At 51.2% G+C, this 11,686-nt stretch carries 11 protein-coding genes; 3 read left to right on the top strand and 8 right to left on the bottom strand.

Translation table 11 applies throughout. The annotated features are described in order from the left end of the window. Positions 1-6 precede the first annotated feature (6 nt). The 8 genes from HRU87_RS05770 to HRU87_RS05805 all read right to left on the bottom strand — a co-directional run bounded on the left by HRU87_RS05770 (position 7) and on the right by HRU87_RS05805 (position 8,451). The gene (locus HRU87_RS05770) at positions 7-744 is read right to left on the bottom strand and encodes a creatininase family protein (protein WP_213086383.1); all 738 of its coding nucleotides are present in this window, start codon (positions 742-744) and stop codon (positions 7-9) included. Between the two features lie 13 nt (positions 745-757). After that, positions 758-1,750: an aldo/keto reductase gene (locus tag HRU87_RS05775; RefSeq protein ID WP_173493969.1), complete on the bottom strand. Its 993-nt coding sequence runs from the start codon at positions 1,748-1,750 to the stop codon at positions 758-760. A 70-nt stretch (positions 1,751-1,820) separates the two neighbouring features. Further along, a complete protein-coding gene (locus tag HRU87_RS05780; RefSeq protein ID WP_173493970.1) occupies positions 1,821-2,858 on the bottom strand; it encodes a Gfo/Idh/MocA family protein in 1,038 nt (345 codons plus the stop codon). A gap of 263 nt (positions 2,859-3,121) precedes the next feature. After that, positions 3,122-3,913, bottom strand: a complete 792-nt coding sequence (locus HRU87_RS05785) for an ATP-binding cassette domain-containing protein (RefSeq protein ID WP_213086384.1) — start codon at positions 3,911-3,913, stop codon at positions 3,122-3,124. Positions 3,914-3,936: 23 nt separating this feature from the next. Continuing rightward, complete coding sequence (locus HRU87_RS05790) at positions 3,937-4,956, bottom strand: ABC transporter permease (protein ID WP_173493972.1); 1,020 nt, start codon at positions 4,954-4,956, stop codon at positions 3,937-3,939. Between the two features lie 106 nt (positions 4,957-5,062). Then, positions 5,063-6,115, bottom strand: a complete 1,053-nt coding sequence (locus tag HRU87_RS05795) for a substrate-binding domain-containing protein (protein ID WP_173493973.1) — start codon at positions 6,113-6,115, stop codon at positions 5,063-5,065. 392 nt (positions 6,116-6,507) lie between these two features. Then, entirely contained in the window at positions 6,508-7,524 is a 1,017-nt protein-coding gene (locus HRU87_RS05800) for a Gfo/Idh/MocA family protein (protein ID WP_173493974.1), read from the bottom strand. Between the two features lie 15 nt (positions 7,525-7,539). Then, positions 7,540-8,451 carry a sugar phosphate isomerase/epimerase family protein gene (locus HRU87_RS05805; RefSeq protein WP_173493975.1) on the bottom strand — a complete coding sequence of 304 codons (912 nt, stop codon included), beginning with the start codon at positions 8,449-8,451 and terminating at the stop codon, positions 7,540-7,542. A gap of 286 nt (positions 8,452-8,737) precedes the next feature. Here HRU87_RS05805 and HRU87_RS05810 point away from each other — a divergent pair, with 286 nt between their 5' ends. From HRU87_RS05810 to HRU87_RS05820, 3 genes are all read left to right on the top strand, one after another. Beyond that, complete coding sequence (locus HRU87_RS05810; RefSeq protein ID WP_173493976.1) at positions 8,738-9,739, top strand: sugar phosphate isomerase/epimerase family protein; 1,002 nt, start codon at positions 8,738-8,740, stop codon at positions 9,737-9,739. 80 nt (positions 9,740-9,819) lie between these two features. Then, positions 9,820-10,785 (top strand): 5-dehydro-2-deoxygluconokinase, encoded by a 966-nt coding sequence (gene iolC, locus HRU87_RS05815; protein ID WP_173493977.1) that lies wholly within the window; start codon positions 9,820-9,822, stop codon positions 10,783-10,785. Next, positions 10,776-11,672, top strand: a complete 897-nt coding sequence (locus tag HRU87_RS05820; protein ID WP_173493978.1) for a class I fructose-bisphosphate aldolase — start codon at positions 10,776-10,778, stop codon at positions 11,670-11,672. Before iolC ends, HRU87_RS05820 begins: the two co-directional genes overlap by 10 nt. Positions 11,673-11,686: the final 14 nt, after the last annotated feature.

Genomic DNA, 11,686 nt, shown 5'->3' on the forward strand with positions numbered 1-11,686 from the left:
CAAAAACTAGTCTGCCAAGGCCGAACCTACAGAAAGTTCAATAGCCTCGCTCAGTTTCAAAGCTAGTGCGTGTGCTTCAGCAGGTTGGTATTTCCTGGGATCCTCACCAAAAACTCCCCAAAGGACATGAGAAGGGTCATGTCGATGCAACCCATATGAATCCCCGTCCGGGTCGATGGCAGGCACCTTGTCAATGCTTGGGAGTTGAGAGAGGTCTATGGTCAAAGGTTCAAACCGAGACAATACAGTGGTCTCAAAAACGCCAGCGTGATCCGGACTCGGGGTAGAGTCAAGGGGCATATTTATCGCCAGATCAATGACCTTCATGTAATTCGCCCCCTGGCGCCAACGCTCCGCAATAGAGGAGATCATTTCGAGTTGCTCTGGCGCAAAATGGCCCGAAAAAATAACCGCAACCTTGACGCCTAGCTCCTGGAGACGTGTCAGCGTTTGCTCTAACATCCCCCTAATTTCCACTTCGTCGTTCATCATGATCGTCCACGGATAAGATTTATGACTGCCGCCGGTGCCGTAGTAAAGAGGTGGAAGCACCGCCCCACCAAATCTATGGGCCGTGAGGCAGGTTAGACCATGAGCGTTGAGAGCGTCGAGTCCAAATGGGAGATGCTCCTGGTGAAACTCAAAGGCACCAATCGGAATAAATACAACTGACCTTTTGGCCAATGCGTCTCGTAGCTGACCTGGGCGCATTAGTTCCATTTGCACATTGCGAAATTCAGTCATTTTCTCCTCATGCCTAGGCGGGGCTACTGATTTTGTAATAGTTGCGTGGCCAGTTGAACTCAGCAATTTTCTCCAACAATTCTTCGGGAAACTGCTGGCCGTCGGAATACGCAACGTTTCTATCAACGCTCTTAATATTGCTCATGCCAGGAATGGTCGAAGATACGCTTGGAGAGCTAAGCGAGTAACGAATCGCCGCTTCAGCCAAAGACTCGAAGTAAGGCCTCACGACCCCTTTGAGGCGCTCGATTCTCTCAAGGGTCACAGCGAATCTATCCCCACCAAAAAGTTGAGATTGAACAGAATTCTCCATCCAAGTGGAAGGAGTACTCTCAGTCCACATCCCGGACAGCGAGCCGGAATCCATTGGAACTCTAGCAATTGCTGCCGTGTTGGTTTTGGCACAAGCCTCAAAGAGACCCTCGGTTGCTGGTCTTTGTTCAAACAAATTAAAAATGACCTGAACCGAGGAAACTAATCTCAATTCGGCTGCAACAATCCCTTCATTGGGCCGGTAGTCGCGAAGGGATACTCCGACCTGGTCAATTTTCCCTTCCAGCCGAAGTTCATTTATGGTTTCAAGCCAGTCCAGAGAGGTTGCTAAATCTGGTGCCCAGCAGTGAAGCTGAAGGAGATCGAGTCTTTCCACTCCGAGCCTTCGCAGTGAGCCCTCGATGTTCTCGCGAAGATACCACCTTGGGTAACGCCCGCGCATTTCCGGACGATCCTCGTCAGGATCTGGCCATCGGATAGGCCGTACCTTCGTAGCGACGTAAATCTGGCCACCATCCCACTTCCTGAGCGACTGACCAATTACAGACTCACTTCGACCGTCGCCATAGAGTTCTGCAGTGTCAACGAAGTTGATCCCCTGCTCGTATGCGTGCAGTAGAGTCCTAATGGACTCGCTGTCATCCACAGGGCCCCATGTCCCACCAAGTTGCCAACCACCGAAGGCAATTTCGCTAACTTGCCAATCGGTATTGCCAAAATTCCTGTATTTCATTAGACAACTCCCAGAATTTTTACTCCACCTGCCACAAGACTAGCACGTGCTAGTTCTTCAAGATTCGAGTTCACTTAATTTGAGCGCCTATTAGCTGCACGATTTTTTCACACACTTCTAGGTTTGCAATTGAGTCTGCATGAGATTCGAAAGGCGACTCGACTAACCCTTGGTCAATGAACTTTGCCATTGCCGTGGCCTGATAGCACAGCCCGTCATGGCCTTGTACATTCGACTCATCCTGCCAAGTCGATACTTCTCCATAAAATTCTTGAGGACTGAGATCGATTCGACTTGGGATGCAGAATTCTGGGCCGACATTCATCTTCGCTCGAGTTCCGCTCACTTGACCGGTTGCCGGAATTCCGGATCGGCCCGACACTAAAACGTAGGCTCGAGAGCCGTCTGGATACCGCAGTTGCGCGGAAACTTCTTCGTCGATTCCGTCAAGATTTAGGACTGCCTGAGCCGTTATTTCCTCAGGGTTTCCTAAGAAAGTCTGGCAGAAGCTAATGGCATAAATTCCCATGTCGAACAGCGGGTCGCCGCCGTTTTTTGTGAATAGCCGCTTCATGTCCAAGTTGGATTGACACATAGAGACATTGACCATCTCTATTTTTCCAAAAGTTCGGTCTTCAAGGAGCTGGCGAATAATGTCGTACTGGGGCAGATACCTCGTCCACATGGCCTCCATCGCAAGCAGCCCGTTTGACCTAGCGACTTCGAAGATTTCCCGTGCTTCAGAGGGTTCCAAGGCGACGGGTTTCTCAATCAACACGTGCTTACCTGCAGCAATTGAGAGCATTGCGTGTTCGAAGTGTTGACTGGGAAGCGTAGCGACATAGATTATGTCGACATCATCTCGCGATACCAGAGCTTCGTAAGTGTCATGGGATTCAATTCCAAATCTTTGCCCATAATCCCTCGCTCTGCCGTGCGTTCGGGACGCAACGGCAACGATTTTTTGAGTTGTGTGTTTTTGAACCGTTCCGATGAATTGCGCGGCAATACCGCCGGCTCCAATTACACCCCATCGGTAAGAGCCAACGCTGTGGGGGTCAATGATTCGAGGTGAGGGAATACGAATCCTGTCTCCTGGAATTTGCATTGAACTCCTATTCAAAAATTAAATTTTTGTCGGCTGATTTGTGTGCAAAAGAGTGAAAACTTCAGGTCAGTCTCCAGAAAAGACCACTTCCCTCTGCAGTCATGACTCGTGCGTGCGAAAACTCGAAAACAAAGTGCCGTTTTACAAAAAAATCGACTTGGGAGCCTCAATGGCGTCATGACAACTTCCTCATACCGATTTCCAGGACCCAAATAATTGAGGTACGCCAGATCGTCTCAGATCTGCTAGTGAAAGTCTTGGACCTAGTCCAGTACCTGCTTGATGTTTCCAGTCAAGCTGGCCAATTCAGCCTCGAGTTCGGCCATTGCCTCACCACCGGCCATCAGGTCGGTGATTTGCTCCCTGGTCCGCTCGCCCTTCGCGAAGTCATCAGCCTTTTCACCGTGAATCAGAACGGCGAAGTGGTCTCCAACTGTCAGAGCGTGGGAAACGTTGTGAGTGACCAGTACCACAGCAATGCCACGGTGCTTAGCCTGCATAATGATTCGAAGCACGTGGGCAGCTTCTTTGACACCCAGTGCTGCCGTTGGTTCATCCAGAATCAAAATCTTTGCACCGAAGAAGACTGCGCGAGCAATCGCAGATACCTGGCGTTCACCACCGGAAAGGCTTCCAACTAAACGGTCGCCATCTGTAACGCGAGTAATCCCCATCTGCTGCATTTGCTCAACAACGACGCCGTTTGCAAACTTTCGATCGAAGCGCTTGAACGGACCCCAACCTTTTGTTGGCTCAAGACCAACAAAGAAGGAGCGCCCTAGCGACATAAGAGGAAAGGTGCCGCCGAACTGGTGAACAGTTGAGATGCCTCGATCAGATGCGTCACGAGGGCTTTCAAAACTCACCTTGTCACCATCGAATTCAATTTCCCCAGATGTTGGACTGTGGAAACCAGACAACACTTTGATCAAGGTGGACTTTCCCGCTCCGTTGTCGCCAAGTAGGCAAAGTACCTGTCCTGGGTGAATGTCTAGTGAGACATTCTTGAGTGCTGCGTAGCTGCCGAAGATCTTTGAAACGTTCTTTAGGCTCATCAATGGATGCGATTTTGCAGACATTATTTTGTTCCCTTCGGTGCGATCTTGTCCTTGACTTTCTTGACGCTTGACATTGCTAGTTTGCGGTAGGAATTGTTTGCGAGCACAGCCAGCAGGACCAAGATTCCAATGATTAGGTTGGACCAGTCACCACCCCAATCCGTTGAATTAACACCTGTAACCACAATGGCAAAGGTGATAGTTCCGAGAATTACACCAATTGGTGAGCCGTAACCTCCGGTAAGCAGCACGCCACCAATCACAACAGCGATGATTGTGAAGAACACCTTGTCCTGACCTGCAGAAACTTGGGCACTGCCGTACAAGGCAACAGTGGTGACACCGAATACTGCCGCACCAAATCCAGATGCTGTAAAGAGAGCAATCGTGGTCTTCTCCACCGGAACTCCTGCGGCGCGAGCCGATTGCTCATCTCCTCCGATGGCCCAAATCCAGTTTCCGTACTTGGTCCGGTACATAATCCATGAAATTACGAGTGAAAAAATAATTGCGATGTAAATAGCATTTTCAAAAGTCAGAAAAATGCGTCCACCGATGGTGTCCTTCACCCATTGATCGGGCTGGTGAGCCTGTTGGACGTTACTCACGATAAGTTTCGTGACACCAAAGATGAGTCCTCGGATAAAGAACGACATTCCCAGAGTGACGATGAAGGACGAGAGCTTAACCCGAGTGATCAACACACCGTTCAGAAATCCGAAAAAGGTCCCAGTCAGCAAACCTGCTGGCAAAGCGATCCAGTCTGGAAGACCGAAATGCCCTCCCAGCAAAGCGTATGTCATGGCAGAAGCCGCGATGTTGGCACCTACGGATAAATCCAAATGCCCAGCAATCATCACCAGGGCGATGGGGAGCGCCACAATCGCTAGTTCAGCAGCGACGTTGACCCATCCGGCGGTGACAAGCACAGATGGGAAGATCGGCCATCCAAAGTAAAGGAAGAAAAAATAAACAACCACCGCTCCAACAAATGCGGCAAACTCCGGCTTACGCGGAATGGACTTCAACTTATCTAACAAGTCTCTGCTCTCCTGATTGATCAAACTCTACAGCTGTGAAGGAACGGGTGGGTGAACCCGGAGGCGCACCCACCCGTTCATTTGCTTCTTATTGAGTCGACTCGATTTAACGGTAACCCTCAGCAACGCCGGTTAGAACTGCATCGGCATTGTCCGCGGTGATTAGCGATGGGCCGGTCAAAATGACTGGGTTAGCAGGAAGGATTGCGTACTGGTCGTACATCCATGCCTGAGAAACAGCCAACCATCCCTGGTACCAACCCTGCTGGTCTACAGCAAATAGGGTTTCTCCAGACTTGATTCTGTTAATGATGTTCTCCGAAACGTCCCATCCGCCTGTTGCAGCGCTGATGCCCGCAGCCTTGAGGGCAGCATCAACGGCATCGGCGTCGGCAGCTGAACCAGTTGCGAAACCATCAATCGATGGATCCTTTGCTAGCTCTGCCTGAACCGCAGCGGTGATTGCTGCAGCGTCACCGAATGACTCTGGTGGAAGGATGATCTGGTCAGCCTGGATGCCAGCGCCAGTGGCGCCGTCAACTAGACCGCCACAGCGCTGCTGCCAGTTAATTGCACCAGGCTGGGTGTTCACGCAACGAACGTTCTTGTAGCCCTCGGAGGCGAAGTACTCTCCGGCGCGGACGCCAGCCAAGTACTCGTCGGTACCGTAGTAGCCGTATGCCTTGATGCTTCCGTCTTCAAGGGTGGGTAGCCCCGAGTTGTACATGAACACCTTAACGCCAGCTGCGGTGGCTGCCTCTAGGGCAGGACCCTCTGCTGCTGCATCCCAAACTGGAACAGCCAACGAGGTGCACTCCTGAGCAACAGCTTGCTCAATTAGCTTCACCATGTCTGGGCCGATGTTGTCGTAGTTCGGTAGTGAGATCCAGGTGTACTTGCTCCCAGCCTGGGTGACTGCCTGACCAGCTAGATCTGCACCATTCTTCAATACAGCGAAAAATGCATCAGCACCACCAATCGCACATACGTGGCGAGGGTTCGCAGATGATCCGGTGGCAACTGAAGATGCGTCTTCGGTTGATCCGGCGTCGGTGGTGGATGCAGTTTCGGTGGTGGCAGCGGAGCTGCAACCAGAGACCACGAGGGTTGCCGCTGCAAGGGCAGCCCAGAGGCCTTGCTTCTTAAGGGTAACTTTCACTTCGTTGTGTCCTTACTTCGTCGAGTAGTTCGCGAATGGAACTTGCGAACCGGTTGCAGCTGCAACCTGGGAAAGAGCATACATAGTTTGTAAGCACATAAATACATAAATTCATAACGGTCTCGTAACCATGAATTTACGCTCATCACTAAATTTCAAAACGGGAAACAGGCCAGGAAATAACCTGTCTGTCAGGCGAAAGGACATAAAGTTCCTGTTTTGTTTCGTGGATGTAGAAAGTTGAACCCGCAGGGGAAACCACCAAAAATTTGGACAAACCACCTAGGAAGTGTTAACAAATTGTGACCAGCAAACAGCGGATCAGGAAGTGGCTTCAAACACGAAGCCGCTCTTACGTCTTGAGAACGTGGGCGGACCCCACTGTCCCCTATCTAGCTGACCTGATAAAACGCTGGCATTGGCTGATAAGCAGCAGGGACCTTTTTGCCGCTGCGCAGTGCTTCCAGCCCTGCCTCTACGGCAGCGGCGGCTAGGTAGCCATCCCAAGCGGAAGGTCCATCAATTTTGCCTGCTTTGGCAGCGTTCACCCACCGTTGAATCTGACTGTCATATGCGGCGGCAAAACGGGGCTTGAAAGACATGTTTTCGTCCATTGAAATCTTTGCCGAAAAATTGGTTAGCATCCCCGAGGTGCGTCCTATCTCAGCCAAGCCCTCCTCGAATATCGCCTCGGTGCGAACCTGATACCCAAATTGCGCTGAAACGTTCATTTCAACGACCGCCAGGACCCCTGACTCAGTCTCTAGCATCACGAGAATTGGTTCATTGAGGTGGACCGGGGATTTTGAGTTGCGCTTGAAGTGCCTCACCTCAACCGACGCAATTGGTGAATCGGTCAGGAATCGAACGACATCGATCTCGTGCACGACTGAGTCAAATATCAACATGTCGTTGTGGTAGCTTTCGGGCACCGTTGGGTTTCGATGAGCACAGTGCAACCCAAGCAATTCACCTTGGTTTTTACTAACGATTAGCTCACGCAACTGCATGTACCCGGAATCAAACCTTCTCATAAATCCAACTTGAACGAGATTTCGGCCAGTGGCCATTTCAGCTGCTACCACGCGCAGAGCAGAGCTCGAGTCTGGAGTTAGTGGCTTTTCGCAAAGAATAGGCAGATTGGCAGCCAGGGCAGGAATTAGAACTGACTCATGGAACTGGCCAGGGGTTGCAATCAACACCGCATCCATGGCGCTGGCCTGGAGGGCTTCTTCTATGTTTGAAAACCACTTAGCCGAGGGAAGATTGGCCAACGCGGCTTTGGCTCGATTTTCGTCTGGTTCAACGACAGCGCTTACTACGGCACCAACTATTCGAGAAGAAATTCGAATAATGTGGTCGGCGCCCATGAGCCCTGCGCCAACAACGGCAATTCTTAGATCTGGCATGCTTTTTTCCTTTTCTTAAACGAACCTTGCCGCGTGGGTGCAAGAAGCAATGTGGTCACGCGTGCGCTTTGCTATGGGGTATGGGAAGTCAACCGAACAGCCATACATGTCCTGCTCAACTATTGCGAACATCTCTGGGTTAATTTCCAGAGCCTTTTCGATTATCGGGGCGAATTCGGGAACGCCCACTCCGCCCGGCTCTGTCATGACACCGTTGGCCACAGCCTCAACGAACGGCAGGTCATTCTTTAGCGTTTCGGCAAGGATGTCAGGGTGAACCTGCTTCAGGTGAAGGTAGCCAATCCGCTCAGGGTAGGCATTCATAAGCTTCACGTTGTCGCCTAGGTAATAAGCGAAATGCCCAGTATCAAGGCAAAGATTCGTAAATTCCGGGTTCGTCTCAACAAGAAAACGTTCAACTTCGGCGTAGGTGCCAATGTGACTATCCGCGTGGGAATGAAATTGTTGACGAATACCGAATTCTTCCCAAAGAGCCTGCCCAAGTTTGTCATGACCAGCGGCTAGTTTTTTCCACTGCTCGTCGTCAAGCACCCTGGACTCAAGCACCTGCGCGGTCGAGTCAGACCGCCAGAGGTCAGGAATTACTACTAGATGCTCAGCACCTAACTTGGAAACTAGGCCGGCAACGTCCAGCGCCTGATCCCAAGCACGCTTCCATTGGTCATCACCCTTGTGGAACCCTGTGAAGACAGTTCCGGCGGACAAATGCAGGTCATGGGCAGCTAGGGCATCGGCAAGTTGATTAGGGTCAGTGGGCAAGTAGCCGAAGGGGCCGAGCTCGATCCAGTGGTATCCAGCTGCCTGAACCTCCGCTAGGAATCGCTCCCAAGGCACCTGGCCCGTGTCATTAGGGAACCACACGCCCCATGAATCTGGTGCCGTGCCTACCCTAATTCGTCCCGACATTCGCGTACCTCTTCTTCCCTTGCGATGCACTTTTGCTGCAGGCTTTTGAATCTTCCTTTACCTTCATAATTTAGTGGATTGAAGCAATTATTTGTCAGTACAAAATAACATTTATGTAAACGAGATTCTATTTGACAGTCTCCGTTGCTAACTTGGTGCCTATCTCGACGAGAGAGATCTTCAAAAAGTATTGAAGCGGAAGGCACAAAGTGGGGTTTGAGAGGGTCTGTTTTGAAACTAAATTACCTAACCCGAGCCCTTGCTCCGGCAACCCTAGGAAAGACTGATGAAATTTGGTGTTTACAACGCAATTTTGCATGACCGCCCACTGACCGAAGCCCTGAAAGTCATCAAAGATCTTGGTTTAGATGGTCTCGAGATAAACACCGGTGGGTTCCTACCTGCGGTGCACGTGCCCAACATGGAAGAGATCCTCCATTCAGATTCAGCAAGAGATGACTTTTTGGCCATTTTTGATGCTGAGGGACTCGAAATCTTGGGCCTCAACTGTAACGGCAATCCCCTTCATGCAAAATCTGTCATCAGGGCTGCACACTCCCAAGATGTAATTCGCTCCGTCAAGTTGGCAAATCGTCTAGGCCAAAACAGGGTGGTTACAATGTCTGGCCTGCCTGGAAGTGAACCCGGCGCTGCCAATCCGAACTGGATGGTTAACGCCTGGAATTCCGCCCACCTCGACGTTCTTGACTACCAATTCGAAATTGCTAGCAGTTTCTGGCGAGAGGTAGATGCTCTCGCTCGTGACCTTGACGTTGTTGTCGCACTGGAGCTTCACCCGCAAAACCTGGTTTTCAATCCAGCGTCAATGCGCGAATTGGTTAGGCGAACAGACTCGACCAACATTGGAGTCGAACTGGATGCATCGCACTTATTTTGGCAGCAAATGGACCCAATTGCCGTTGTCGACAATTTGGGTGAACTTGTCGCACATGCGGCTGCTAAGGACGTGCGGATAAACCCGCATTCTGCTATCGAGGGAGTCTTGGACAATAGCTTTCGGAGACTCGGCCCAGATGAAGCTCGAACCAACCTCGGCGGTGATGAGTGGGCAAATGAATGGCCTAAGCCATCGGCCTGGGATTTTGTGGCGGTTGGCAAAGGCCACGACTCAGATTATTGGGCTGGGTTCCTAGCTGCACTGCACCGAGTGGATCAGGGAATGATTATCAACATCGAACACGAAGATGTTTCAATGGGACGGGAAGAGGGTTTGAAATTTGCCGCCGAAGTTTTGCTCGATGCCGCAAGAAAATCAGGAGTTAGATAACTTGCAATAATAAATTTGCAGTCTTCAACATTTGTAATAACATTAGGTCAAATAGTCCAAGGAAGGGCGTGTGGAGAACCATGGCTCAAGGTAACGCTCCTTTCGACCTTGTAACGATTGGGCGAATCGGCGTTGACATTTACCCGCTCCAAAACGGCGTTGGTTTGGAAGATGTGACCAGCTTCGGCAAATTTCTAGGCGGCTCACCAACAAACGTGGCCGTAGCAGCTACGAGACATGGACTGAACTCCGCAGTGATCACAAAGGTTGGCCAGGATTCGTTTGGTCGCTACCTCAAACAAGAACTAAGCAGGCTTGGAGTGGACAATAGGTACGTCGGTGATGTCCCAGATCTGATGACTCCGGTTGTCTTCTGCGAAATCTTCCCGCCAGATGATTTCCCCCTTTACTTCTATCGCAAACCAACTGCTCCTGACATGCAGATCACCGCTGGTGAGCTTGATCTAGATGCCATCGGGATTGCTGGAATCTTCTGGTTTACGGTTACTGGACTTAGTGAGGAACCCTCGCGGTCTGCTCATTTAGCGGCCTTGAGGTCTAGGAAGGGAAAGCGACACACCGTCGTAGATCTCGATTATCGACCAACGTTCTGGTCCTCCCCCGAAGCTGCCCGCAGGGAGATCGATCAAATCTGGGGCAATGTGACGGTCGCAGTTGGCAATAAGGAAGAATGCTTTGTTGCCGTCGGCGAGACTGAGCCTGAGCGCGCAGCCGATGCACTTTTGGAGCGCGGTGTCGAGATTGCCATTGTGAAACAAGGCCCGAAGGGTGTTATGGCTAAGACCAAGAATGAAATGGTTGAAGTCCCGCCTTACTTTGTCGACGTAGTCAACGGGTTAGGGGCGGGGGATTCATTTGGTGGCTCCCTTTGCTATGGCCTCAGCCAAGGCTGGGACCTAAAGCGAATCCTGCAATTCGCAAATGTCGCGGGAGCCATAGTGGCGTCGCGTTTGGAATGCTCAACAGCTATGCCAACGACGGCAGAGGTGGTTGAGGTATTGAAAGAGAAGTTCTCATGGAACTAACTAAGTCAGCATCCTTCGAATCCATTAAGGACGTTAGGGCTGAAAACCCTGGCGCCATTCGGACTGCCCTAGAAAATCGTCAACGACGGGAGCTGATTCGTGGCGATGGTCGTCTGCTCATAATCGCCGCCGACCACCCGGCGCGTGGAGCGATAGCGGTCGGTAAAAACCCAACCGCCATGGGATCCAGACGGGAACTGCTCGAGCGCTTTGCGGAGGCGTTATCTCGACCTGGAGTTGATGGAGTGCTTGGCACCCCTGACGTAATTGATGATCTAGCCCTAATGGGACTTCTGGACGACAAAATCGTCGTTGGTTCCATGAATCGAGGAGGGTTACGCGGTTCAACGTTTGAATTCGATGACCGCTTTACTGGGTACTCGATCGAGGCTCTCAAGAACCAGGGATTAGATTTTGCCAAGACGCTCCTCCGAATCAATCTGCAGGACAACACTTCCGTTGCCACCTTGGAAGCCAATGCCAGAGCTGTCGATGAAGCTTGTAAGCACGAAATCCCAATCATGTTGGAGCCCTTTATGGCCGAATGGGTGAATGGGAGAGTGGTGAACGACCTTTCCACCGATGCTGTGGTCTTATCGGTCGCGATAGCCCAAGGTTTGGGTCACTCTTCGGCCTACACCTGGCTGAAACTTCCAGTCGTGTCAGAGATGGAAAGAGTGATGGAGGCCACGACGCTTCCCACCCTCCTTCTCGGTGGCGACGTCGATGGGGACCAGGAGAAAGCTTTTGAATCATGGAATGGTGCCGTCTCTCTCCCGGGTGTTAGAGGCCTGGTGGTAGGGAGAAGCCTGCTATACCCAACTTCAGGAGATGTGTCCCAAGCGGTCGACATTGCCGCCAAGATGGTTCATGGATCAAGTCTGTGAGTAAGGAAAAGAAT

It is taken from the genome of Aquiluna borgnonia (assembly GCF_013283855.1).
GTDB lineage: Bacteria > Actinomycetota > Actinomycetes > Actinomycetales > Microbacteriaceae > Aquiluna > Aquiluna borgnonia.